The organism is Amycolatopsis sp. CA-128772, assembly GCF_002904295.1.
Lineage (GTDB): Bacteria > Actinomycetota > Actinomycetes > Mycobacteriales > Pseudonocardiaceae > Amycolatopsis.
On record NZ_PPHG01000042.1, the window covers coordinates 40558 to 65047 of the forward strand.

A 24490-nucleotide genomic window follows, 5' to 3' on the forward strand; every position below is an offset into this window, starting at 1 on the left:
GCCGGGAGAAAAGGTGTCCTCGCCGGACGGGCTGGCTCAGGGATGACCACCCAGCTCAGACCCTCGCGGGGATCGTCGTCGGGGAGGGGGCTGGGGCGAACACCTCCGGCGGTTCCGGGAACAGCTTCACCAGCAGCGGGTAGGCGATGGCGGCTGTCGCCAAGGTCGCCAGCAGGCTGATGTCCACGCCGCCCGCGATGTTGCGTAGCGGGCCGGCGATCATCGGCGTGTTTGCGCACAGCAACCCCAGTGTCGTTGCCGGGATCCATGCTGCCATGGCCCGCCAGTTCACGCCCCGGGTGAACCAGTAGCGGCCGCCCTTGCGGCCTTCGTTGAAGACCTGCAGGTCCGCCACGTCGTAGAAACCTCTGCGCTGGACGAAGCCGATCATCATGATCACCATCCAGGGACTGGTGCACAGGACGATCAGCGTGGCGAAGGCGTTGATGCTCGACACCATGTCCAGCACGAAATTGCCCACGAAGATGAACGCCACGCTCAACGTTCCGATCAGCAGGGTCGCCTGGACGCGGGACAGGCGGGGGAAGATCGAGCTGAAGTCCAGACCAGTTCCGTACAGCGACGTCGTTCCCGTCGACAGGCCGCCGATCAGGGCGACCACGATCAACGGAATTGCGTACCACAGCGGGGAAATCGACGTCAGGCCCGTGATGTAGTCGGCCGGGTCCGCGACCAGGGTGGCCGTTGCGATGCCGAAACCGAACGGGAGCAGCGTGGCCACCTGCGCGAGGAAGGGCGCCGTCAGGAGCGAGCGTTTGCGGTAGGAGGCCGGGATGTAGCGGGCCCAGTCGCCGAGGAACGCGCCGAACGAGATCGGGTTGGCCAGGGCCGTCAACGCCGCCAACGTGAACGTCGGCCAGAACGTTCCCAGCGCGTACGTGCCCGTGCCCGGGTAGCCCGGGTCGAAGGTGCCGCCGTAGGCGAGGACGCCCAGGAGCATGATGGCCGTGCCGAGGACCACCGCGATGCGGTTCACCAGCAGCATGAACCGGTAGCCGTAGATGCACACCACCAGCGTTGCGAGCGCGATCACGCCGTACGCCACGCCGCGCAGGACCGCGCCGCCATCGAAGCCGAACAGGCGCTGTGCTGCTCCGGCCACCGCGTCGCCGCTCACCCAGACCGAAATCGCGAAGAACGTGATCGCCGTCAGCAACGACAAGAACGAGCCGACGCAGCGGCCGACCACGCCGAAGTGGGCGCCCGACGACACCGCGTTGTTCGTCCGGGTGCGCGGGCCGAACAGTGCCATCGGGGCCAGGACCAGGCCGCCCACCACGACACCCAGGGCCGTGGCCAGGACCGCGTCGCGGAAGCTCAAGCCGTACGCGATCGGCAACGTGCCCAGGATGATCGTGGCGAACGTGTTCGCGCCGCCGAAGGCCATCCGGAACAGGTCGCGCGGGCGGGACGTCTGCTCTTCCGGCGGGATCGGGGCGATCCCGTGCTGCTCGACCTCGGTGATCTTCTCGCTCATGCGAACCTCGTCATCACGTGCTTCACGCGGGTGTACTCAGCGAACGCGTACGCCGAGAGGTCCTTGCCGTGGCCGGAATGGCCGAAGCCGCCGTGCGGCATCTCCGCCACCAGCGGGCCGTGCGTGTTGATCCACACGCAGCCGAAGTCCAGCTCGGCCGGCACCCGCGCCGCGACGGCGAGGTCGCGCGTCCACACCGAGGCGGCCAGTCCGTAAGGGACGCCATTGGCCAGTGCGATGCCGTCGGCTTCGTCCGAAAAGGACTGGACGGTGATCACCGGGCCGAAGATCTCCTCCTGGACGATCTCGTCGTCCTGCCGCACCCCGGAGATCACGGTGGGGGAGAGGTAGAAGCCCGGTGAGCCGAACCGGGTGCCGCCGGTCTCGATGCGGGCGTGCGACGGCAACCGGGAGATCAGGCCCTCGACGCGCGAGAACTGCGCCGCGCTGTTCAACGGTCCGTAATCGACACCCGGGGTCTGCGCCGCGGCGGATTTCGCCAGCGCGGTGACGAAGTCGTCGTGGATCGAGGAGTGGACCAGGACCCGGCTGCCCGCCGTGCAGTCCTGGCCCGCGTTGTAGAACGCCGCTCCCACGATGCCCTCCGCCGTCGAGGCGAGGTCGACGTCCGGGAACACCAGCAGGGGTGCGTTGCCGCCCAGCTCCAGGTGGGTGCGCTTGAGGTCGGCGGCCGCCACCGTGGCGACGTCGATGCCCGCGCGGGTCGACCCGGTGATCGAGACCAGGTCCGTGATCGGGTGCCTGACCAGGGCGCGGCCGGTGTCGCGGTCGCCGGTCAGCACGGTGAACGCGCCCGACGGCAGGAACTCCGCGGCGACGCGCGCCAGCAGCACCGCCGTCGACGGGGTCGTCTCGGCCGGCTTCAGCACCACCGTGTTGCCCGCCGCCAGGGCCGGGGCGATCTTCCAGACCGCCATCATCAGCGGGTAATTCCACGGGGCGATCTGCGCGCAAACGCCGACCGGCTCGCGGCGGATCACCGACGTGTGGCCGGGCGCGTACTCGCCGGCCGCGGTGCCCTCCAGGTGCCGCGCCGCGCCGGCGAAGAACCGCAGCGCGCTCACGCACTCCGGGATCTCCTCCTCGAGCACCACGGACCGGATCTTGCCGGTCTCGCGCACCTCGAGGTCGGCGAACTCGGCCGCGCGCGCCTCCAGGGCGTCGGCGATCTTCAGCAGCGCCAGCTGACGCTGGGCCGGGGTGCTGCGCCGCCAGACCACAAACGCTTGCGCGGCGGCCGCCAGCGCCGCGTCCACTTCGGACGGCGAGGCGACGGGGCTGGTGGCGAACACCTCGCCGGTCGCCGGGTCGGTCAGGTCCAGGGTGCGGGTCATGCCTGCTCCAGGTGGGTCGGCGCGAACATCTTCAGCAGCGCGGGGAGGACGACGACGGACGGCCCGGGCGTGCGCAGCGCCTCGGCGAGGTCGGCGCCCACGGTGTCCGAAGAGGACAACCGGGCGGGCACGCCGAAGGCGGCCGCCAGGGCGACGAAGTCCGGCCGGGTCAGCTCGGTGGCCGTCGACCGGCCGAACGCGCCGGTGAGGTACTCGCGCAGGATGCCGTAGCCGCCGTCGTCGACGATCAGCCACGTGACGTCGAGGCCGTGCTGGGCCGCCGTGGCCAGCTCGGCGAGGCCGTACATCGCGCCGCCGTCGCCGGACACCGCCAAGGTCGGGGCGCCCGCGGCTGCGCCGCCGAGCGCGCCCGGCAGGCCGTAGCCCAGGCCGCCCGCGCCCTGGGCGGTGTGGATCGGTGCGCCCTCGGGGTTCCACGCCGACCACGCCCAGTAGGCCGCGATCGTCATGTCCCAGAATGTCTGAGTGCCTTCGGGAAGCGCGCCCCGGATGTCGTCGACCAGCTTCCGTTCGGTGGCCAGGTCCTGACTGTCCAACCGGGACTCCACGGCGGACAGCAGCGAAGAGACCGCCTTCTCGGCCCGGCCGTCGGACGCGCGCATCGGCACCCACTCCAGCAGCGCCTGCAGGGTGAGCCGCACGTCGGCGTGGATGCCGAGCGCCGGGTAGTTCGACTCCAGCTTCCCGAGGTCGGCTTCGACCTGGATCACCCGGCCGCGCGGGGCGAACTCGCGGTAGTTGCTGGACAGCTCGCCGAGCCCGGAGCCGAGCACGAGCAGCACGTCGGCGTCGGCGAGGAACTCCGTGGTGTGCCAGTCCTCCAGCCACGACCGGCCGGACAGTTCGTGGTCCCAGCCGAAGACGCCCTTGCCGCCGAAGGTCGAGACCACCGGCGCACGCAGGGCTTCGGCGAGGGCCAGCAGCTCGGCGTGCGCGCCCGACCGCAGCGCGCCGCCGCCGGCCAGGATCACCGGGTTCGACGCCGCACCCAGCAGCTCCGCGGCCGCGGTCACCAGCTCCGGCAGCGGTTCCAGCGAGGCAGGCGCGGCCGAAACCGATGTGATCGGCGGGACGCCGGCCGGGCCGAGCAGCACGTCCTGGGGGATCTCGACCCACACCGGCCCGTAGGGCGCGGTCGCCGCCGACGTCCACGCTTCCCGCAACGCCGTCGGGAGCTGGCTCGCCCGCCGCACGACGTGCACCGACTTGACCACGTCCCGGAAGCTCGCCTGCTGGTCGGGCAGTTCGTGCAGGTAGCCGTGCCGCCCGCCGCCGAGCCCGGCGACCGGGACCTGGCTGGAGATCCCGAGCACCGGCACCGAAGCCGCGCGGGATTCCTGCAGGGACGCCAGCGTCAGCAACGCACCCGGGCCGGTGGAGACGATCAGGGGCGTCACCGGCACCGGGCCGTCCGGGTCGGCCGCGAGCCGGGCGCGGGCGTACCCGTCGGCGGCGAAGGCGAGGTTGTTCTCGACGCGCCCGCTGATCACGCGCAGGTCCTCCGCCCGCCGCAGGGCCTCGAACAGGCCCAGGGCGTGCTGGCCCGGCAGGCCGAACACCGTGTCGGCCCCCAGCGCCCGCAGGGTTTCGACGACGACATCGCCGCCGATGCGGGTCATGCGCCCTTCCCCAGGGTCAGCAGGCTCACCAGGTCGTAGGCGACGTGCGAGGCCGCGATGGCGGTGATCTCGGCGTGGTCGTAGGCCGGCGCGAGCTCGACGACGTCCGCACCGACCAGGTTGAGGTCGCGCAGCCCGCGCAGGATCTCCAGGAGCTCCCGGCTGGTCAGCCCGCCCGCCTCGGGGGTCCCGGTGCCGGGCGCGTGGGCGGGGTCGAGCACGTCGATGTCGACCGAGACGTACAGCGGCCGGTCGCCGATGCGCTGCCGCAGCGCGTCGACCGTCTCGGCGACGCCGCGGCGCATGACGTCGCCCGAAGTGACGATGCCGAAGCCGAGGCGGCGGTCCTCTTCGAGGTCGCGCTTCCCGTACAGCGGCCCGCGCGTCCCGACGTGCGACAGCGCGCTCGTGTCGAGGATTCCTTCCTCCGACGCCCGCCGGAACGGGGTGCCGTGGGTGTACGGCTCGCCGAAGTAGGTGTCCCAGGTGTCCAGGTGGGCGTCGAAGTGCAGCAGCGCAACGGGTCCGTGCCGGTTCGCCGCGGCCCGCAGCAGCGGCAGCGCGATGGTGTGGTCGCCGCCGACGGTCACCAGCCGCGTCCCGTCCGCCTGCAGCGCTTCGGCTTCCTGCTGCAGCGTTTCGATCGCTTCGCCGATGTCGAACGGGTTGACCGCGATGTCGCCCGCGTCCACGACCTGCCGCTCGGCGAACGGCGAGACGTCCAGCTCCGGGTGGTACGGCCGCAGCAGCCGGCTCGCCTCGCGGACGGCGGCCGGGCCGAACCGCGCGCCGGGCCGGTAGGACACGCCGGAGTCGAAGGGCACGCCGACCACGGCGACGTCGGCGCGTTCGACCTGGTCGATGCGCGGCAGCCGCGCGAAGGTCGCGAAGCCGGCGAACCGGGGGACGCGCGACGAGTCGAGGGGTCCGATGTTAGGCACTGCTGGGCTCCTGTTCCCGGGTGGAGAGCGGGGTTTCTTCGCCGTTGAGACGGCGGGTCCAGATCGAGAGGATCGTGTCGGACGTGCGGGGCGTGGCGAAGCTGACCGCCAGGTAGACGACCAGGCTCGCGCCGAGGCCCCAGTAGATCGGCGTGTTGGCGGCCACGCCGTCGATGCTCATGAAGGCGATCACCGAGACGGTGCCGGCCACCATCGAGGCGTACGCGCCCTGCCGCGTGCCGCGCTTCCAGAACAGCGCGCCGACGATCGCCACCAGCAGACCGCCGACCAGGATGTCGTAGGCGATGGTGAGCGCGTTGACGACGTCGTCGACGACCATCGCGATGCCGATGGCCAGCAGGCCCAGTACGAGCGTGGCGATCCGGTTGCGGCGGACTTCGCCGCCCTTCTTCAAGCCCAGCTTGGTCAGCAGGTCCGACGTCGTCGTGGTGGAGCAGGCGATCAGCGCGCCGCTCGCCGTGGACATCATCGCCGACAGCGCGGCGGCCAGGACCAGGCCGCGGACGCCGGTCGGCAGCAGCCGCTCGACGATCGTCGCGAAGGCGTCTTGGGCGCTGGCGATGTCCGGGTAGAGGGCGTGGGCGGCGGTGCCGATCAGGGCGCCGGCCAGGCCGTAGACCAGGCAGTAGACGCCGGAGGTGATGCCGCCGGACGTCGCGATCGCGGGCGTGCGGGCGGTGAACACGCGCTGCCAGATGTCCTGGCCGATCAGCAGGCCGAAGGTGTAGATCACGAAGTAGGTGATGATCGTGTCGGTGCCGATCGAGGTGAAGCTGAAGAAACTCGCGTCGAGCTTCGCGCTCATGCCGTCGAAGCCGCCCGCGGAGCTGATGGCGACCGGCAGCAGGATGGCCAGGATGCCGATGGTCTTGATGACGAACTGGGCGATGTCGGTGAGCGTGATCGACCACATGCCGCCGAGCACCGAGTAGAGGACGACGATCGAGCCGCCGACCGCGATCCCGGCCCAGTTCGGCAGGTCGAACAGCACCTTGAAGATCGTGGCGAAGGCCAGCGTCGAGGTCACCGTGAGCATCAGCGTGTAGCCCCACATGACGACGCCGGACACCGCGCTCGTGCGGCCGCCGTAGCGCAGGTCGAGCATCTCGCCGACGGTGTAGACCTTCAGCCGGACGAGCCGCCGCGCGAACAGCGCGTGCAGCACCAGGATGCCGACGCCGATGCTGACCACCAGCCACATGCCGGAGATGCCGTAGGTGTAGCCGAGCTTGACGCCGCCGACGGTCGACGCGCCGCCGAGCACGACGGCCGACATCGTGCCGGAGTACATGAACCACCCCAGCCGCCGCCCGGCGACCAGGTAGTCGGACTTGGTCTTCGCGAGCTTCAGGCCGTACCAGCCGACCCCGAGCATGCCCGCGATGTACAGCGCGATCACCGCGTAGTCGCCGGTCACGGTGTCCTCCTCACGTCGGTTTCGGGTCACCGTAGGTTCGTCCGCCACCTCCTCGGCATGGGATGATTCATCCCCATATCGACTCACGGCGGGACGGAATGGCCAGAATCGCGGATGCGTCGTCCACCGAGGTGAATGTCCCGTTACGGGACGTGCTCGGCCACCGGGAGCTCGCGCTCGAGGCCGTCCCCGAGACGCTGCGGCCGGGCGCGCTGGACCGGCCCGTGCGCTGGGCCCACGTCAGCGAGCTGCAGGACCCCGCGCCCTACCTGGTGGGCGGCGAGCTGATCCTCACCGCGGGCGTCAACCTGCCCGAGCGGATCGACCGGTACGTGCGCGGGCTGCGCGACGCCGGCGTGACGGCGCTGGGTTTCGGCCTCACCCCGACGGTGTTCGAGACGCTGCCCGAGCCGCTGCGCCGGGCGTGCGCGCGGCACGGGCTGCCGCTGCTGGTCGTGCCGGCGCGGACGCCGTTCCTGGCGGTCAACCGGGCGGTCTCGGTCGCGCTGACCGAGGCCGGGCAACGGGACCAGCGGCGGATCACGGCGGCGCGCGAGACGCTGACGCGGGCGGCGGGTGGCGGGCTCGGCGAGCTGACGTCGGCGCTGGCGGCGGTCCTGCGGTCCTGGGTCGCCCTGGTCGGCGCCGGGGACGTGCTGGCCTCGGCGCACGACGCGCCCGCGCCGCTGCCGCCCGAGGTGCGGGAGCTGATGGCGACCGTGCGGGCGGGCAGCGGGATCCGCAGCGCGACGACCGAGGTCGACGGCGGGTTCGTCGTCGTCCAGCCGGTGTACCCGCAGGCCACGGCGTCGCACCTGGTGGTCGTCGGCCGGCCCCGGCGGCTGGAGGGCGCCGACCGGGCGATCCTCGCCGTCGGCGCGGCCCTGCTCGGCCTGGTCGGCCGCGCGGGCTCGGACGCGGCCGAGCTGGGCGCGGCGGCCACCGGCCTGCTGCTCGGCCGGACGTCACCCGCGGAGGTGGCCCGGTCGCTGGTGGGGACGGACGTCGTCCGGCTGGTCGCCGGGGCGGCGTACCGGCGTGGCCCGGACGAGGTGGCCCGGCGCCCGGACTGGCTGCGGGCGCGGCTGGACACGCCGCTGGTGTCGGTGCTGCCCGGACCTTCGTTCGTGGCCGTCGCCGGAACGGTCTCCCCGCCGGTGCTGGACGACCTGCGGGCTTCCGGCTGGCTCACGGCCGTGGGGTCGCCGGTGCCCGCTTCCCGAGTGGCTTCTGCGTGGGCCGAGGTGGAGCTGCTGCTTTCGCGGGCCCGTGCGCTCGGGCGTCCGGTCGTGGCCGGGAGCGAGCCGCTCGACTTCGACGCGCTGCTGGACCCGGGCGCCTCGCGCGGGTTCGCGGACAAGGCGTTGGCCCCGCTGGTGGCGCTGGACCGGGCTCAGGACCGGCAGCTCGTGCTGACGCTGCGGACGTGGCTGGCCCACCACGGCGGCTGGGAGCCGACGGCGGCGGAACTGGGCGTGCACCGCAACAGCGTCCGGCACCGGATCGCCCAGGTCGAGCGGGCCTTGGACGTCGACCTGGCGGACCCGGAGGCCCGGATGCGGCTGTGGTTCGCGCTGCGGTGGGCCGAGCCCGGTCCTTAAAGGGCACTCTCAGGAAAATATGGGATTGTGGGCTGGTGCGAGTTTTGGTAGTCGAGGACGAAGAACCCCTGGCCGACGCGATCGCCCGCGGCCTGCGCCGCGAGGGGATGGCGGTGGACGTCGCGCTCACCGGGGACGACGGGCACGAGAAGGCCGCCGTCACGCGGTACGACGTCGTGCTGCTGGACCGGGACCTGCCCGGGATGTCCGGGGACGAGCTGTGCCGGGAGATCGTCGCGTCCGGGGAACTGACCCGGGTGCTGATGCTGACCGCGAGCAGCTCGGTGTCCGACCGCGTCGAAGGGCTGTCGCTCGGCGCCGACGACTACCTCGCCAAGCCGTTCGCCTTCCCCGAGCTGGTCGCCCGGGTGCGGGCGCTGGGCCGCCGGGCGACGCCGGCCGCGCCGCCGCTGCTCACCGCGGGCGACGTCGAGCTGGACCCGGCCAAGCGGACCGTGCGGCGGGCAAGCGGGCCGGTCGAGCTGACGCGCAAGGAGTTCGGCGTCCTCGAGGTCCTGCTGCAGGCCGCCGGGTCCGTCGTCAGCAGCGAGGAGCTGCTGGAGCGGGTCTGGGACGAGAACGCCGACCCGTTCACCACGACCGTCCGGGTCACCGTGATGACGCTGCGGAAGAAGCTCGGTGAGCCGGGGATCATCGAGACCGTCGTCGGCTCCGGGTACCGGGTGCCGGAACCGGGCGCGCCGCGCGCGTGAACCTGCCGGGCACCCGTACGCTCCGCGCCCGGATCACCCTGCTGGCGACCGTGCTGGTCGCGGCCGTCAGCCTGCTGCTGCTCTGGCTGGCCTGGACGCTGGTCCGGGACTCGCTCGACGCCGTCCCGCAGATGCCGCCGGGCAGCGTGGTGGTCGTCGACGGCGTCACGGTCGACGCCTCGACGCTGGCCGACCACCTGCGCGTGCACGCCCGCAACCGGATGCTGCTCTTCGGGTCGATCGCGTTCCTGCTGGTGGTGGCGGCCGCGACGATCCTCGCCTGGACGTTCACCTCGCGGGTGCTGCTGCCGCTGCGCGAGATCACCGGCACCGCGCGGCGGCTGTCGGTCGAGTCGCTGGGGGAGCGGATCGGCGAAATCCGCTCCCGCGACGAGCTGGCCGAGCTGGCGAGCACGTTCGACGACATGCTCGACCGGCTGCAGGCCGCGTTCGACGCGCAACGCCACTTCGTCGCCAACGCCAGCCACGAGCTGCGGACGCCGTTGTCGGTGATCCGCACCGAGCTCGACGTCACCCTGGCCGACGACGACGCCGACGAAGCCGAGCTGCGCCGGATGGGCGGGGTGGTCCGCGACGCGACCGAACGCGCGGGACAGCTGGTCAACTCGCTGCTGCTGCTGGCCCGCACCGACGGCGCCGGGCTGGGCGTGCGCGAGCCGGTGGACCTGGCCGCGGTCGTCGACCGGGCGTGGCGCGCGGTCTTCCGGGAAGCCGACCAGCGCGGCATCCGGGCGTCCTTCGCGACACCGCCGGCGCCCGCGTTCGGCGACCCGGCGCTGCTGGAGCGGATCGCGGGCAACCTGCTGGAGAACGCGGTCCGCCACAACGTCGAGGGCGGCTGGCTCGAGGTCGTGACGCAGCCGGGGCCGCGGTGGTCGACGCTGCGCGTCCGGTCCTCGGGCGGCCTGGTCGACCCGGCGGGCGTGGCGGAGCTGTTCGAGCCGTTCCGCCGCGCCGGCGTGGCCCGGACGGCCCGCTCGGGCGCGGGTCTGGGCCTGTCGATCGTCCGGGCCGCGGTCTCGGCCCACGGCGGAACGGTGACGGCGGAGCCGATCGTGGGCGGCGGCTTGGGTGTGACGGTCCACCTCCCGGTCCACTGACCCGTGATCGAAAGGTCAACTCGCGTGATCGGAGGGTCAACTCGCGTGTCGCCTCCCTGAGCACGCCTCGCACTGAGGGCGAGGCCGCCGCCCGGCGAGCACCCGCAGCACCGGCGCAGCAGCCACCGCAGCCCGGTCATGATCGACCGGACGAGCAGCACATTTCCGTTCAGCACACGTCCACGAAAATCGGGTTCGCGTACAACCACAAGTCCTCGAACGGGTTCGCCTGCCCGACGACGTCCGGCGTGGGCTCGCCGTCGCCGTTCGTCCCGCGGATCCGCGTGTAGAACGGTTCGTGCACGTTTCGGAAGGTGTGCCGGAACACTACCTGCCGCCCCGGCGCCCAGCGCGGCTCGAAGGATTCGGCCACTCGCGTGCCCGGCGCGGTCATCGTGTCGCGGTCGGCGACCGGGCCGGTGACCGGGCCCGCGACGACGTCCAGGCGGGCCAGCCGCGGCACCGAGCCGCCGCCGTTCGGCCGGGACGCCAGCCGCGCCGAGACCACGACCGTGACGTCCGATCCCCGCCGCACCCGCAGGCGCCCGCCCAGCGTCGCCGAGGATCCACCGCCGTACGCGCCGATCTGCATCTCCTGCGCCAGGCCGCCGTGCGACAGCCAGATCCGCCCGGCCCGCAGGCCCTCCAGGACGCCTTCGAGGCTGCGCCGCGTGACGCCGACGTGCGTGCGGCTGAACTCGCCGGGGTAGAAATCCGCATATGGCGGGACGAACTGCCGGACGCCGCTGTCGACCGGGTCCGGGAACTTGCCCGTGCCGTCGTACCAGCCGTCCGGGACCGGTGGGCGGACCAGCGTGTCGCCGCGGTTGTAGTGGGAGTCGGAGTTCGTCGTGATCCACCACGGCTTGCCCTCGGCCAGCAGCGAGTCCCACAGGCCGCCGACCTTCGCCGTCGCCCAGTCCCAGCCGCCGAACGTCCGGTACGCCTCGGCCGGGAACCCCGGCCACGAGTTCGGGCCGGGGCTGTTGCCGTAGCCGCCGCGCGCGCCGCCGTTGCCCAGCGGCTTCGGGAAGCCGTCCGCCTGCGCGCCGGGCGCGCCCTCCATCCCGATCACGATGTGCGGCGCCGCGTCGCGGTAGGCGCGCAGCTCGTGCGGGGCGACGCGGCCGTTGCGCAGCGGGTGGTTGATCAGCACGACCGGCGCGTGGATCCGCTTCGCCTGTTCCTCCGCGGCCAGCCAGCGCAACGCCCGGAGCGCGAGCGCCTCGTTCGCCGGGCTCGACGCCTCCGAGTTCGTCAGCCGCCAGTCGAACGTCCGCTCGAACTCGCGCAGCTTCGCGGCTTGCCGCGAGCCGGCCTGGAAGAACACGGTCGCGTGCTCGGCGCCCGGGATGTTCCACTCCATGCCGTGCCACAGCAGCAGGTCCGGGTACTTCCGCCGGGCGGCGAGGAAGTCGGCTTCGGTCGGCTCGACCGACACCTTCTCGTGTTCGGCGTGGCCGTGGTCGGTGAAGACGATCCAGTCCGCGCCGTGCGCCCGCCCGCCGGCGGCGATCTGGTCGATCCGGTACATCGCGTCGTAGGAGTACTGGCTGTGCGTGTGGTGGTCGCCGACCAGCCACTGGTAGCGGCCGCACAGCCGGCCCAGGTCCGGGTCGGCCGGGGCCGGGAGGGGCACGCCCGCGGCGGCGGCCGCGAGGCCGGCGCCCTTGAGGAAGCGGCGTCTGTCGGTGGTCACGGCGGGACGCTAAGCCGCCCGGGTGAACGGGCGGTGTCCCCGCGGCCAACGCGTGCTGTGATCTTCGATGTGGAGGACAAGCCCCTGGTCCGCGTGCTGGTGCCGGTGATCACGCTGGCCCTGGCCGCCGGCGTCGGCCTGGCGTTCTTCATCGCCGCGCTGGTCCGGCCGCCGGAGCTGCCGGTCGACACGAACCCGGCGCCCCTGGCGGGGCACACGCTGTGCGCGGCGGTCGTCGTGGTCTTCCCCGCCGACGCCGAGATGCGGGCCGCCGAGCCGTCGCTGCGCGCCGACCCCAAGACCCGGCGGGTGTTCGTGGACCCGCCGTCGGTGTCCCTGCTCGCCGTCCCGGGCACCGACCTGAAGGCGTGGGCGCTCCAGCTGCACGCCCGCTACCGGACCGCCCAGCGGGTGACGGTGATCGACTCCGACGCGACGGCGGCGCAGCTGAAACTCACCGCGCCGCCGCCGAAGTGCCCCCGTGAAGGCGAGTACTAGCTACGCCGTCGGGACCGAAGCCACGCCCGGGGCGAGGAACGGCTTGCCGTTCACGCGCTCGGAGACGCCGGAGCGGTCCAGGTACGGCGTGATGCCGCCGTTCCAGAACGGCCAGCCCGCGCCGAGGATCAGGCACAGGTCGATGTCCTGCGCCTCGGCGACCACACCCTCGTCGAGCATGATCCGGATCTCCTCGGCGATGGCCGACAGCGCCCGGTCGCGCACCTCCTCGGAGGTGGACGGCTTGTCACCCTGCGTCCAGAGCTCGACGACCTCGGGGTCGGCGGAGGCGTTGCCGTGGGCGTCCCAGACCCAGACGCCCTTCTTGCCCGCCTTGACGAACTTCGCGAGGTTCTCGGACACGGTGAACCGGTCCGGGAAGGACTCGTGCAGCGTCTCGCCGACGTGCAGCGCGATGGCCGGGCCGACGAGCTGCATCAGCGTCAGCGGCGTCATCGGCAGGCCCAGCGGTTCCAGGGCCTTGTCGGCGACGTCGAACGGCGTGCCCTCGTCCACGGTGACCAGCACCTCGCCGAGGAAGCGCAGCAGGAGCCGGTTGACGACGAACGCGCTCGCGTCCTTCACCAGCACGCTGGACTTCTTCAGCTGCTTGCCGACCGAGAACGCCGTCGCCAGGGCCGCGTCGTCGGTCTGCTCGCCGCGGACGATCTCCAGCAGCGGCAGCACGGCGACCGGGTTGAAGAAGTGGAAGCCGACCACGCGCTCGGGGTGCTGCAGCTTCGAGGCCATCGCGGTGATCGACAGCGACGAGGTGTTCGTCGCCAGGATCGCCTCCGGCTTGACGTGCTGCTCCAGCTCGGCGAACACCTGCTGCTTGACGCCCAGTTCCTCGAAGACGGCCTCGATGACGAAGTCGGCGTCGGCGAACGCGGCCTTGTCGAGCGAGCCGGAGACCAGCGCCTTGAGCCGGTTCGCACCGTCGGGCGAGACGCGCTTCTTGCCCAGCAGCTTGTCGATCTCGGCGTGGACGTACCCCACGCCCTTGTCGACGCGCTCCTGGTCGACGTCGGTCAGCACGACCGGCACCTTCAGGCGGCGCACGAACAGCAGCGCGAGCTGGCTGGCCATCAGGCCGGCGCCGACGATGCCGACCTTGTTCACCTTGCGGGCCAGGGACTTGTCCGGCGCGCCGGCGGGGCGCTTGGCGCGCTTGTTGACCAGGGTGAACGAGTACAGCCCGGCGCGCAGGACGTCGGACATGAGCAGCTCGGCCAAGCCGTCGGTCTCGGCCGCGTAGCCGCGGTCGAGGTCGTTTTCGCGGGCCAGCTCCAGCAGCTCGACGGCCTTGGCCGCGCCCGGCGACGCGCCGTGCGTGCGGCCGTCCACCAGGGACCTGGCGCGGGCGATGGCGGCGTCCCAGCCGGACCCGCGGTCGATCTCGCGGCGCTCCGGCTTGATTTCACCGTTGACCACGCGGGCCAGCCACAGCAGCGACTGCTCGAGGTAGTCGGCCGAGCCGAAGACCGCGTCGACGATGCCGAGCTCGGCCGTCTGCTTGACGTTGAGCATCTTGTTCTGCGCCAGGGCGTTCTCGATGATCACCGTGACGGCGGCGTCGGCGCCGATGAGGTTCGGCAGCAGCTGCGTGCCGCCCCAGCCCGGGAACAGGCCGAGGAAGACCTCGGGGAACGCGATGGCGGCGGTGTTCTCCGACAGCGTCCGGTAGTGGCAGGACAGCGCCAGCTCGAGGCCGCCGCCCATGACCGCGCCGTTGATGAACCCGAAGGTCGGAACCGAAGACTCGGTGAGGCGGCGGAACACGTCGTGCCCGGTCTGGGCGATCTCGCGCGCCAGCTTCGGGTCGCTGACGGATTCGACGCCCGAGAGGTCGGCGCCGACGGCGAAGATGAACGGCTTGCCGGTGACGGCGATCGCGGCCGGCTCGGCCTCGAACGCCTTGTCCAGCGCGGTGTTCAGCGACACCAGCCCCTGCGGGCCGAAGGTGTTCGGCCGGGTGTGGTCGTGGCCGTTGTCGAGCGTGATGAGCGCGACGGGCTTCGTGAGCCCGGGTACCTTCACCAGGCGCGTCACGGCGTGCGTGACGACCTCGTCCGGGAAGGCGGCCTTCGCTTCTTCAGCGGTGAACGTCATTACTTGGCCCCCTCGAACGCCGGGTTCTCCCAGATCACGGTGCCGCCCATGCCGATGCCGATGCACATCGTGGTCATGCCGTACCGCACGTCGGGCCGCTCGGCGAACTGGCGCGCCAGCTGCGTCATGAGCCGGACGCCGGACGACGCCAGCGGGTGGCCGCAGGCGATCGCGCCGCCCCACTGGTTGACGCGCGGGTCTTCGTCGTCGATGCCGAAGTGGTCGAGGAAGGCCAGCACCTGCACGGCGAAGGCCTCGTTGATCTCGAACAGGCCGATGTCGTCGATGGACAGGCCGGTGCGCTTGAACAGCTTCTCGGTGGCCGGCACCGGGCCGATGCCCATGACCTCCGGCTCGACGCCGGCGAAGGAGTAGCCGACCAGCCGCATCGCGACGGGCAGGCCCAGCTCGCGGGCGGTGTCCTCGTCGGCGAGCAGCGACGCGGTGGCGCCGTCGTTGAGGCCGGCCGCGTTGCCCGCGGTGATCCGGCCGAACGGGCGGAACGGCGTCTTCAGGTTCGCGAGGGTTTCGAGCGTGGTGCCCGGGCGGGGCGGCTCGTCCTCGGTGGCCAGGCCCCAGCCCAGCTCCTTCGAACGGGTGGCGACCGGGACCAGCTCGGGGCCGATCTTGCCGGTTTTGACGGCCTCGGCGTAGCGCTCCTGGCTGCGGGCGGCGTAGGCGTCGGTGCGCTGCTTGGTGATCGCCGGGAAGCGGTCGTGCAGGTTCTCGGCGGTCTGGCCCATGACGAGCGCGGTCGGGTCGACGAGCTTGTCGGCGATGATCCGTGGGTTCGGGTCGACACCCTCACCCATCGGGTGGCGGCCCATGTGCTCGACGCCGCCGGCGATGGCGATGTCGTAGGCACCGAAGCCGATGCCGGACGCGGCGGTGGTGACGGCGGTCATGGCGCCGGCGCACATGCGGTCGATGGCGAAGCCGGGCACGGACTTGGGCAGGCCGGCCAGCAGCGCGGCGGTGCGGCCGATGGTCAGGCCCTGGTCGCCGGTCTGGGTGGTGGCGGCGATGGCCACCTCGTCGACGCGCTCGGGCGGCAGCTCGGGGTGCCGCCGCAGCAGCTCACGGATGGCGTTGACGACCAGGTCGTCGGCGCGGGTCCCGGCGTAGATGCCCTTGTCGCCGGCCTTGCCGAAGGGGGTGCGGACCCCCTCGACGAAGGCGACGGTGCGCACGCCCCGCGCGGTCGGCGCGAGCGGCGTTGCTGGTGCGGCCACGAATGCTCCAGTGCTGTAGACGGTGATAGCCGCACGATAGCCCTTGTTACCGGTCGGTAACCAGTGGTGTGGCCCGGTCGAGTGGGCTACGGCACACTCCCGGGCTCCATCGTCCGTCCTTTCACGAGCCACGCGACGCCGAAGGCCTCCACGGCGACCGCTTCGAGCCACAGCGCCGGGTGCAGGGACGGCGTCAGGCCGAGGTACTTGGCCAGGGCGATCAGCACGAGACACGCGAGGATCACGCCGCCGCAGACGCGGTAGAGCGCGCCGAAGCGTCCGGGTTGCTCGCCGTCGTGGGGGAACAGGCGGAGGCAGAAGTAGGCGAGGGAGAGGAAGAACACGGCCGCGAAGGCGAGGTGCAGGACGCCCGAGGTCCGGTCCCACGCCGTGACGTCGTGGTCCGGGGTGGTGGGGAACAGCGCGAGCCCGATCGCGCCCAGCCCGGCCACCGTGCTGGCGATGTTGTCGATCGAGTCGTGGCCGTAGTAGGCCAGCAGGAACACGCCGGCCGCGCACATCGCGCCGACCAGGACGTCCCGCAGGTCCGTGTAGTAGTAGCTGCTGAGCGAGCCGGCGACGTCGCCGCCCTGGACGAGCTGCTTGCCGAGGATGAGGACGAACGGCAGCGCCAGGCCGATGAGCCCGATGGCGCGGCGGAGGAACAGGTACGAGTGGACGAGGGTGCTCTGCGGGGATGTGGTCGCCGTGGTCATGGCCGCCTCCGGGGGTTCACTCAGGTGAATCGGCCTGGAGGTGCCCCGGGGTGAGGCTTGTTATCGCGGAGTTGCCCAAGTTCTCAGCTGATCGTTACGGAGTTCGGCGAAGGTGCCTTCGCGGTGGGCGATGGGCGCGAAGCCCTCGAGGAGCCCGATGCGGGCGCCTTCGGCGGGGTCCCAGACCCCGAGCCCGGCTTCGGCGGCGACGTACAACAGGCCGTCGTGGGCCCACATCCGCCCCTTCGGGCCGGCGAAGGACCCGATGTGGTGCCCGGTCGTGGCGTCGCGCAGTTCGATGCCGTCGAGCAGGGGTACCCCGATGCCTTGCAACGCCACGGTGTTCTCGTTCAGCCAGGCCATCGGGGTGTCCCAGGCGGCGCCGCGGTCGACGAGGTGGCGTCCGTGTTCGGGGGCGTGCCGGTCGCCCGCGAGCCACGCCGCGCAGTCGATGACCAGCGGGATGCCGACCGGGTGCCAGGCCCAGCCGTCGGTGAGCAGTGAACGGCCGGACGGGCTGGGCAGCATGGCGCCGAAGCAGTAGCCGAGGTAGTGCTCGGGGTTGTCCTCGCGGGTGGTGGAGCGCTCGGTCAGCAGGCGACCGGTGGCCGCCTCGAACACGTCGAGCCGGTTCGAGTCGGTGGCCGCGACGAACCTGTCCCCGTCGAGGAAGGCGAACGGGAAACGGGTCCATTCGTTGTCGTCCCAGTCCCGGTCGAGGTCGAGCACGGTGACCCACTCCGCCAGGTCGACGACGGTGCCGTACTGCCCGTAGTCCGAGACGATCGCCGCGAACCGCCCGTCGTCCGGGACGTGCAGTACGGGGCCGCGTGGCCGGTCCGGCCCGTCGTTCCGCTCGACGTCACGCTCCTCGGGCAGCACGACCGGCCCGAGGAGCCACTGGTCCTCGTCGTCGATCCGGACGAAACCCGCTTCGGTGAGTGCGAGCCAGCCCTCCGGGTGAGGAGCGAGACACCGGTCGTTCAGCGGGCGCACCGGGCAGGGCCGCGTCGCCCAGGCCCCGGCGAGTTCCCGGTCGCGCAGCAGGATCTCGGGCGCGCCGCGCCAGCCGAGGTGCGCCAGTACCTCGGTGCAGTCGAAGCAGCCGACACAGGCGTCGATCAGCTCCGGAGCCGGGAGCTCGGCGCAGGGGCCGCACAGCAGGTCGAAGCGGGTGGCCACCCCGGTGAGCACGCGGAAGCACCCGGGTCCGTCGCCGGTGGTGAGGTGGGCGCAGACACGCGCCCCGGCGGCCGGTGCGGGATGGCCGCACGGAACAACTTTCACCACCTCGGTGTCGACCGGCGCCGCAACCGATTCACCCGACGCCGAGGTGGGCCAGCCAGCCGCCCTTGGCCGAGATGTCCTCCGCTCCCTCCGTCGCCTCCGGCTCGCACAGGAAACCCGGCACTCGCGTGCCGTCCGCCAGTTCCAGTTTGCCGATGGCCAGGGGAGCCGGGACTCCGGCCACGAATTCGCCGAAACCGCGCGCCGGCAGTTCCCAGACTTCGGCGGCCACCGACACCCCTCCGGACGCCACCCGCACCAGGCCCGGCTTCGGCGGCACGGTGTCCAGCGCGTACAGCCGGTACGCGGCCGCCGTCGACACCGGCGCCACGAACCGGCCGCCGCGGGAGGTCAGCTCGTGGTTGAGCGGCTGACCTCGCAGGTGCGCGCCCACCACCACGATCGGGATGTTTTCGCGCCGCAGGCCGGCCAGGGCCGCCAGCTTGAGGTCGTCGTGCGGGGCGCCCAGGAACATCACGCCGAACGGGCGCCCGGCCACCGAGCCCGCCGGGACCGCCAAAGCCGAGAGCCCGAACAGGTTGGTGGCGTTGGTGAACCGGCCCAGCCGCGCGTTCACCGCGACCGGGTCGGCCGCGACTTCGGCGAGCGTGGGGTGCTCGGTCGTCGTCGGGACCAGCAGCGCGTCGACGCCGGCCAGCGTGGCGAGCGCCTCCGCCCGCAGGGCCGCCAGGGTCGCCTGGTCGGCGAACAGCCGGTGCGCGGGGATGTCGCGGGCCGGGCCGATGATCGAGCGCACGACCGGGTCGACGGCGTCCGGGTGGGCGTCGATGAACTCGCCGACCGCGGTGTACCGCTCCGCGACGAACGCGCCGCCGTACAACAGCTGCGCCGCCTCCAGGAACGCCGAGATGTCCACAGTGGTCACTTCGGCGCCCGCGGCCGCGTATTCCGCGACGGCCACTTCGAACGCTTCGGCCCAGCCCGGAGCCAAGGGACCCAGCTCGGAAGGCACGCCGAGGCGGAACCGTCCCGTGTGGACCTGCGCCGGTTCGGCCAGGCAGGTCAGCGCGAACGACGCCTCTTCCACCGTCCGCGCGAACAGCGTCACGCAGTCGATGCTGGCGCACGCCGGGACGACACCCTCGGTGGGCAGGAGGCCCGGGGTCGGCTTGAGGCCGACGATCCCGTTGAACGCCGCCGGCACCCGGCCCGACCCCGCGGTGTCCGTGCCCAGCGCGAGGTCCACGAGGCCGAGCGCGACCGCCACCGCGGACCCCGAGCTGGAGCCGCCGGAGACGTACGCCGGATCGACGGCGTTGCGCACCGCGCCGTACGGGCTGCGCGTGCCCACCAGGCCGGTCGCGAACTGGTCCAGGTTGGTCGTGCCGAGCACCAGTGCGCCGGCCGCCCGCAGCCGCGCGACCACCGGCGCGTCGGCCTCCGGCTTGTACGCGTAGTCCGGGCAACCCGCCGTCGTCGGCAGCCCCGCGACGTCGATATTGCCCTTGACCGCCACCAGCTTCCCGTACAGCGGCCGCCCGCGTTCCGCCAGGGCCGCCGCCTCGGCCAGGACGTCGGCCTCCGGCCGGAGGCCGATCCAGATCTCCGGCCGGTCCACCCGCTCGATGCGCCGGTACGCGGCCCGCACCCGCTCTTCGACGGCGCTCATCCCAGCACCATGAGCGGGGTTCCGGGCGCCACCTGGTCGCCGGGGGACACCAGCACCTCGACCACCTCACCGCTCGCCGGCGCGGGGATCCGCGCCTCCGTCTTCATCGCTTCCAGCGTCACGAGCGACTGCGCGTGCTCGACGTGCTCGCCCGCGGTGACGTCGATCCGCCACACCGTCGCCGCGAACGGCGCCTCCACGACGTGGCCGCCCGGCGGCGCCTCGACCCGCGCCGGCGGCCGGGTGACCGGCTCCGGTTTCGGGTCGAACTCGCCCGCCGCGGCCCACGCCCGCCGTTCCGCCTCGAACGCCGCCGCCTGCGTCGCCCGGAACCCGGCGATGCTCTCGGCGTTGTCCGCGAGGAACTTCTCGTGGTCCGCCAAGGCGAAGGAGCCGTCCGTGGCGTCGAGGGCGAGCTGCCCGGACGCGCTCTGCGCCCGCAGGTCCAGGAGTTCCTCCGCCGACACCGGGTACCAGGAGATCCGGTCGAAGAACCGCAGGTTCCACGGCCGGTCGCCGCCGCGCCAGCTGTTCCACACCTGCGTGGTCCGCCCGACGAACTGGTAGCCGCCCGGGCCTTCCATGCCGTAGATGCAGAGGTAGGCGCCGCCGATGCCGACGGAGTTCTCCGCCGTCCAGGTCCGCGCCGGGTTGTACTTCGTCGTCACCAGGCGGTGGCGCGGGTCCAGCGGCGTCGCCACCGGCGCGCCGAGGTAGACGTCGCCGAGGCCGAGCACGAGGTACTCCGCGTCGAACACCGTCCGGTAGACGTCGTCCACACTGGACAGTCCGTTGACACGCCGGATGAACTCGATGTTCCACGGGCACCACGGCGCGTCGTCGCGGACACCGGTCATGTACCGCTCGATCGCCTCGCGCGTGGCCGGGTCGTCCCACGACAGCGGCAGCCGCACGCGGCGGCTCGGCACCACGAGGTCGTGCGTCGGCGGCAGGTCCCGCTCCAGCTCGCGCACCAGCCCGAGCGCCTTGCCGACCGGCAGCGCGTCCGGGTCGACGTGCACCTGCAGCGACCGGATGCCCGGGGTCAGGTCCACGATCCCCGGCACCCCCTCGGCCGCCAGCCGTTCGGCCAGCGCGTGCACCCGCATCCGCAGGGCCAGGTCGAGCTTCATCTCGCCGTACTCGATCAGCAGGTTGTCGTCCCCGCTGCGGCGATAGGTGACCGACGGCTCGCCCGAAGGTTTCACACTGTCCGAAGCGGACAGTCGCGCGAGGACTCCGCCGTCGTCGCGCGCGGGCCGGCTCGGCTCGACCGCCGACGCCGGCCGCGTCCGCAGCGCCGCCGCGTGGTCGGCGCCGATCGGCACGAACCGCACGGTGTCGCCCGGCCGCAGCTGCCCGAGCTTCCAGCGCTCGCCGGTGGCGACCGTCGCCGGGCAGACGAACCCGCCCAGGCTGGGGCCGTCCGGTCCGAGCAGGATCGGCAGGTCGCCGGTGTAGTCGACGGCGCCGACCGCGTACGGCGTGTCGTGGATGTTCGACGGGTGCAGGCCCGCTTCGCCGCCGTCCGGCCGGGCCCACCCGGGCCGCGGCCCGACGAGCCGGACCCCGGTGCGCGCCGAGTTGAAGTGCACCTGCCAGTCCGTGGCGTAGAACGTGTCGACGTCTTCGGGGGTGAAGAACTCCGGGGCCGCGTGCGGCCCTTCGAGGGCACCGATCGTCCAGTGTGGAGCGAACACCGGGCGGTCGGCCTGGCCGACCGGCCCGACGACCGGGTCCGCGGGCGCCGGCCCGGGCCGCAGGACGTCGCCGGCGGCCAGCGCGCGGCCGCCGTGCCCGCCGAACTTGCCCAGCGTGAACGTCGCCGCGCTGCCGAGGAACGCCGGGACGTCGACGCCGCCGCGGACCAGCACGTAGCTGCGCAGCCCGGCCGTGCACGCCCGGACGTCGAGCGTCGCCCCGGCCGGAACCTCGACGGGGGTCCACAACGGAACCTCGGTGCGGTCGACCAGGACGGCCGTGGGCGCGCCCGTGACGCACACCTCGGTGGCGTGGGAGAACCGCAGCGCGACGCCGTCCACAGTGCACTCCAGGCCGGGCGCGCCCTCGGGGTTGCCGAGGGCGAGGTTGCCCAGCCGCAGCGAAAGTTCGTCCATCGGGCCGCTCGGCGGCACCCCGACGTGCCAGAACCCGGTGCGGCCCGGCCAGTCCTGCACGGTCGTCATGGTCCCGCCGCGGACGACGTCGACCCGCGGCTCCCCGTCTTCGATGGTGTCCAGCGTGGACGTGTCGTGGCCGGCGGCACCGAAGGCCGCGTCGACGGCTACCGCGCGCAGCTGGCCCAGGTTGGTCTGGACGCCGTCGAACCGCGTCCCGGAGAGAGCCTTCCGCAGGTTCTCCAGCGCCTCGGCGCGGTCCGCGCCGGTGCTGATCACCTTGGCCAGCAACGGGTCGTAGTGCGTGGTGACGGCCGTGCCCGGCTCGACCCAGGTGTCGACCCGGGTGTCCGGGGGCAGCGTGACCCGGGTGACGAGGCCCGCGCTGGGCCGGTGCCCGGCGCCCGGGTCCTCGGCGTACACGCGCGCCTCGACGGCGTGCCCGCGCGGAACCGGGACCGCGCGGAACATCCCGCGGTCGCCCTGGGCGAGCCGCAGCATCCAGGCCACCAGGTCGACACCGTAGACCGCCTCGGTCACCGGGTGCTCGACCTGCAGGCGGGTGTTGACCTCGAGGAACGCCGCTTCACCGCGTTCGGGGTCGTAGACGTATTCGACCGTGCCCGCCGAGCGGTACCGGACCGACGAGCAGAGCGCGACGGCGGACTCGACCAGGTGCTTCCGGACGTCCTCGGGCAGCTCCGGCGCCGGGCACTCCTCGACGACCTTCTGGTTGCGCCGCTGCAGCGAGCAGTCGCGCGTGCCGAGGGCCAGTACCTCGCCGAAGCCGTCGCCGAACACCTGGACCTCGACGTGCCGCGCGCGGGTCACCAGGCGTTCGAGGAAGACCCCGGCGCTCGCGAAGCTCTTGGCCGCGACGCTGCGCACGGTGTCCCAGGCGGCGCGCAGCTCGGCCGGCGACGCGCAGGCGCGCATCCCGATCCCGCCTCCGCCGCCGGTCGCCTTGAGCATCACCGGGTAGCCGATGTCCTCCGCGCGTGCCAGTGCTTCGTCCACATCGGACAGCAGGCCGGTGCCGGCCAGCAGCGGAACGCCCGCCGCGATCGCGGCCTCGCGCGCGGTGTGCTTGCTGCCGAACACCTCGAGGTGCGCGGGGGACGGCCCGGCGAACGCGATCCCGGCGTCTTCGCAGGCTCGTGCGAACGCCGCGTCTTCCGAAAGGAAGCCGTAGCCGGGGTGGACCGCGTCGCAGCTGGTGTCGAGCGCGGCCTGGACGATCGCCTCGGCCCGCAGGTAGCTTTCCGCCGCGGGTGCCGGGCCGAGCCGGACGGCCCGGCCGGCGAGCCGCACGTGCGGGGCGAGGCGGTCGGCGTCGGAGTACACGGCGACGGTTTCGAGACCCAGTTCCCCGGCGCTGCGCAGGATCCGGACCGCGATCTCGCCGCGGTTGGCGACGAGCAGCCTCACTCGCCGCCTCCCGGGGAGGTGACGACCATCCGCACCGGCGTCGGGTCGAACCCGTTGCAGGGGTTGTTGAGCTGCGGGCAGTTCGAGACGAGCACCAGCACGTCGGTCTCCGCGCGCAGCCGGACTTCCAGGCCCGGCGCGGAAATGCCGTCGACGATGCCGAGGGTGCCGTCCGCTTCGACCGGCACGTTCATGTACCAGTTGACGTTGCTGACCAGATCACGCTTGCCCAGCCCCCACTTGGCGCCCTCGATGAGGAAGTTCTCGACGCAGGCGTGCTGATAGCGCGTGTGCTGGCCGTAGCGGAGGCTGTTGGATTCCTTGCTGCACGCGCCGCCGAGCGTGTCGTGGCGGCCGCAGGTGTCGGCGACGACGGTCAGCAGGGGCGCGCCTTCCTGCGTGCGCAGGACGCTGCCGGTGGTCAGGAAGATGTTGCCCTGCGCGGCGATCGTCGCCGCCGCGCTGTAGCGCTTGGCCGTGTCGGCCGCGTCGTAGCAGAGGAAGTCGACGGCCTGGTTGCCGCCCAAGTCGATGATCGTCAGCTCCTGGCCGCGCTTCAGCACCGTGGAGAACGGTGCCCGCGCCGGGACGTCGTAGCTGATTTCCAGCTCGGTTTCGTACGCCGTGCTCATGCGATCCCCCGGGCGGTGAGGTAGTCGGCGGTGTTCTCGAACGCGCGCTGCGCCTCCGGCGTGTGGGTCCATTCCGGACTGTCCGGGGTGGTCGGCCGGTCGCGCCAGGCGAGGACTTCGAGCCGGGACATGGTGTGCTCCGGACGCGGGTCGACGGGGTGGGCGACGTTGGCGAGCAGCACGATCGACGGGAGTTCGATCCGCAGGTCGACGCTGCGCCCCGGGCCCGCGGACCCGGTGAACTCCAGCCCGCCTTCGGGCTGGACCCGCACACCCTGGAAGAACGACAGGCTCGGCGGCAGGTCGCGCGGTCCCAGCCCGTTCTTGGCCGCCGCCAGGGTGAACAGCGCCAGCCCGGCGGGGGAGGGGCCGTGCGGGGAACCGTCGCCGTAGCGCACGGTGTTGCCGTCCACAGTGGACGTCCCGCAGAGGGCGTCGTGCCGCCCGCTGGAATCCGCGACGATCGTGGCCAGCACCCGCGCCTGGTCCGAAAGCAGCGCCACCGACTCGCCGAGGTAGGCGTTCCACTGCACCTTGACCGTGTCGGCGACGTTGAGCCGCTCCCACGGCGCCCCGGCGTTGAACAGCAGCAGGTGGGCGCAGGCGTCGCCGTCCACGTCGGTCAGCCGCAGCCGCGTGCCCCGGGCCAGCACCTTGTGCGTGTACCCGCCGCCGGCCACGGTCTCGGCCCAGGTCAGCGCCTCGGGGGCGACCTCGGGTGGCGGTGCCGGCCAGTTGTTCGCCGGAATCGTCGGCATCGTGTCGACCACGGTGCCGGCTTGCGCGCGGGCGTGGTCGCGCGCTCCGTAGGTCGTCGCGGTGGTGCTCATGG

Annotated in this window: 18 protein-coding genes; 4 read left to right on the forward strand and 14 right to left on the reverse strand. The window is 72.5% G+C overall.

The genetic code is table 11. The features are described from left to right. Nucleotides 1-55: 55 nt before the first annotated feature. From C2L59_RS16915 to C2L59_RS16935, 5 genes are read right to left on the reverse strand one after another with little or no spacing between them, the layout of a single operon-like run. On the reverse strand, nt 56-1498 hold the full coding sequence (locus C2L59_RS16915; RefSeq protein WP_103350474.1) for a cytosine permease: 1443 nt from the start codon (nt 1496-1498) through the stop codon (nt 56-58). After that, nucleotides 1495-2853 carry an aminobutyraldehyde dehydrogenase gene (locus tag C2L59_RS16920; RefSeq protein ID WP_103350475.1) on the reverse strand — a complete coding sequence of 453 codons (1359 nt, stop codon included), beginning with the start codon at nt 2851-2853 and terminating at the stop codon, nt 1495-1497. The genes C2L59_RS16915 and C2L59_RS16920 overlap by 4 nt, the downstream gene beginning before the upstream one ends. Further along, the gene (locus C2L59_RS16925) at nt 2850-4493 is read right to left on the reverse strand and encodes a thiamine pyrophosphate-binding protein (protein WP_103350476.1); all 1644 of its coding nucleotides are present in this window, start codon (nt 4491-4493) and stop codon (nt 2850-2852) included. The genes C2L59_RS16920 and C2L59_RS16925 overlap by 4 nt, the downstream gene beginning before the upstream one ends. Further along, a complete protein-coding gene (gene speB / locus C2L59_RS16930; protein WP_103350477.1) occupies nt 4490-5434 on the reverse strand; it encodes an agmatinase in 945 nt (314 codons plus the stop codon). Before speB ends, C2L59_RS16925 begins: the two co-directional genes overlap by 4 nt. Next, nucleotides 5427-6872, reverse strand: a complete 1446-nt coding sequence (locus C2L59_RS16935) for a sodium:solute symporter (protein WP_103350478.1) — start codon at nt 6870-6872, stop codon at nt 5427-5429. Before C2L59_RS16935 ends, speB begins: the two co-directional genes overlap by 8 nt. A 98-nt stretch (nt 6873-6970) precedes the next feature. Here C2L59_RS16935 and C2L59_RS16940 point away from each other — a divergent pair, with 98 nt between their 5' ends. Genes C2L59_RS16940 through C2L59_RS16950 form a run of 3 tightly spaced genes read left to right on the forward strand, consistent with a single transcriptional unit; the run spans nt 6971 to nt 10307 of the window. After that, nucleotides 6971-8473, forward strand: coding sequence for a PucR family transcriptional regulator (locus C2L59_RS16940; RefSeq protein WP_233223527.1), 1503 nt, complete (start codon nt 6971-6973; stop codon nt 8471-8473). Nucleotides 8474-8508: 35 nt separating this feature from the next. Beyond that, nucleotides 8509-9186, forward strand: coding sequence for a response regulator transcription factor (locus tag C2L59_RS16945; protein ID WP_033261892.1), 678 nt, complete (start codon nt 8509-8511; stop codon nt 9184-9186). Continuing rightward, nucleotides 9183-10307 carry a cell wall metabolism sensor histidine kinase WalK gene (locus C2L59_RS16950; RefSeq protein ID WP_103350480.1) on the forward strand — a complete coding sequence of 375 codons (1125 nt, stop codon included), beginning with the start codon at nt 9183-9185 and terminating at the stop codon, nt 10305-10307. Before C2L59_RS16945 ends, C2L59_RS16950 begins: the two co-directional genes overlap by 4 nt. 169 nt (nt 10308-10476) lie before the next feature. On the opposite strand, the gene C2L59_RS16955 is transcribed toward C2L59_RS16950, so the two are convergent. Then, nucleotides 10477-12006 carry a twin-arginine translocation signal domain-containing protein gene (locus tag C2L59_RS16955; protein ID WP_103350481.1) on the reverse strand — a complete coding sequence of 510 codons (1530 nt, stop codon included), beginning with the start codon at nt 12004-12006 and terminating at the stop codon, nt 10477-10479. A 69-nt stretch (nt 12007-12075) separates the two neighbouring features. On the opposite strand from C2L59_RS16955, the gene C2L59_RS16960 reads away from it, so the two are divergent. Then, on the forward strand, nt 12076-12504 hold the full coding sequence (locus C2L59_RS16960; protein WP_233223528.1) for a hypothetical protein: 429 nt from the start codon (nt 12076-12078) through the stop codon (nt 12502-12504). Here C2L59_RS16960 and C2L59_RS16965 read toward each other — a convergent pair whose 3' ends face one another. The 8 genes from C2L59_RS16965 to C2L59_RS17005 all read right to left on the reverse strand — a co-directional run bounded on the left by C2L59_RS16965 (nt 12505) and on the right by C2L59_RS17005 (nt 24488). Beyond that, entirely contained in the window at nt 12505-14616 is a 2112-nt protein-coding gene (locus C2L59_RS16965; RefSeq protein ID WP_103350483.1) for a 3-hydroxyacyl-CoA dehydrogenase NAD-binding domain-containing protein, read from the reverse strand. Further along, nucleotides 14616-15806 carry a thiolase family protein gene (locus C2L59_RS16970; RefSeq protein WP_103350484.1) on the reverse strand — a complete coding sequence of 397 codons (1191 nt, stop codon included), beginning with the start codon at nt 15804-15806 and terminating at the stop codon, nt 14616-14618. The genes C2L59_RS16965 and C2L59_RS16970 overlap by 1 nt, the downstream gene beginning before the upstream one ends. Before the next feature lie 128 nt (nt 15807-15934). Further along, nucleotides 15935-16564, reverse strand: a complete 630-nt coding sequence (locus C2L59_RS16975; protein ID WP_103350485.1) for a DUF998 domain-containing protein — start codon at nt 16562-16564, stop codon at nt 15935-15937. 60 nt (nt 16565-16624) lie between these two features. Beyond that, a complete protein-coding gene (locus C2L59_RS48980; RefSeq protein ID WP_233223529.1) occupies nt 16625-17758 on the reverse strand; it encodes a hypothetical protein in 1134 nt (377 codons plus the stop codon). Between the two features lie 124 nt (nt 17759-17882). Continuing rightward, nucleotides 17883-19481, reverse strand: a complete 1599-nt coding sequence (locus C2L59_RS16990) for an allophanate hydrolase (protein ID WP_103350486.1) — start codon at nt 19479-19481, stop codon at nt 17883-17885. Further along, on the reverse strand, nt 19478-23026 hold the full coding sequence (gene uca, locus C2L59_RS16995; protein ID WP_103350487.1) for an urea carboxylase: 3549 nt from the start codon (nt 23024-23026) through the stop codon (nt 19478-19480). The genes C2L59_RS16990 and uca overlap by 4 nt, the downstream gene beginning before the upstream one ends. Next, nucleotides 23023-23658: an urea amidolyase associated protein UAAP2 gene (locus C2L59_RS17000; protein WP_103350488.1), complete on the reverse strand. Its 636-nt coding sequence runs from the start codon at nt 23656-23658 to the stop codon at nt 23023-23025. The genes uca and C2L59_RS17000 overlap by 4 nt, the downstream gene beginning before the upstream one ends. Beyond that, entirely contained in the window at nt 23655-24488 is an 834-nt protein-coding gene (locus tag C2L59_RS17005) for an urea amidolyase associated protein UAAP1 (RefSeq protein WP_103350489.1), read from the reverse strand. The genes C2L59_RS17000 and C2L59_RS17005 overlap by 4 nt, the downstream gene beginning before the upstream one ends. Nucleotides 24489-24490 lie beyond the last annotated feature (2 nt).

What these genes read in the sequence shown, in the direction of transcription:
- C2L59_RS16920 (WP_103350475.1), bottom strand. Translation starts at nt 2,853, where the DNA reads ATGACCCGCACCCTGGACCTGACCGACCCGGCGACCGGCGAGGTGTTC.
- C2L59_RS16925 (WP_103350476.1), bottom strand. Translation starts at nt 4,493, where the DNA reads ATGACCCGCATCGGCGGCGATGTCGTCGTCGAAACCCTGCGGGCGCTG.
- C2L59_RS16965 (WP_103350483.1), bottom strand. Translation starts at nt 14,616, where the DNA reads ATGACGTTCACCGCTGAAGAAGCGAAGGCCGCCTTCCCGGACGAGGTC.
- C2L59_RS16990 (WP_103350486.1), bottom strand. Translation starts at nt 19,481, where the DNA reads ATGAGCGCCGTCGAAGAGCGGGTGCGGGCCGCGTACCGGCGCATCGAG.
- C2L59_RS17005 (WP_103350489.1), bottom strand. Translation starts at nt 24,488, where the DNA reads ATGAGCACCACCGCGACGACCTACGGAGCGCGCGACCACGCCCGCGCG.
- C2L59_RS16975 (WP_103350485.1), bottom strand. Translation starts at nt 16,564, where the DNA reads ATGACCACGGCGACCACATCCCCGCAGAGCACCCTCGTCCACTCGTAC.
- C2L59_RS17000 (WP_103350488.1), bottom strand. Translation starts at nt 23,658, where the DNA reads ATGAGCACGGCGTACGAAACCGAGCTGGAAATCAGCTACGACGTCCCG.
- C2L59_RS16940 (WP_233223527.1), top strand. Translation starts at nt 6,971, where the DNA reads ATGGCCAGAATCGCGGATGCGTCGTCCACCGAGGTGAATGTCCCGTTA.
- C2L59_RS16915 (WP_103350474.1), bottom strand. Translation starts at nt 1,498, where the DNA reads ATGAGCGAGAAGATCACCGAGGTCGAGCAGCACGGGATCGCCCCGATC.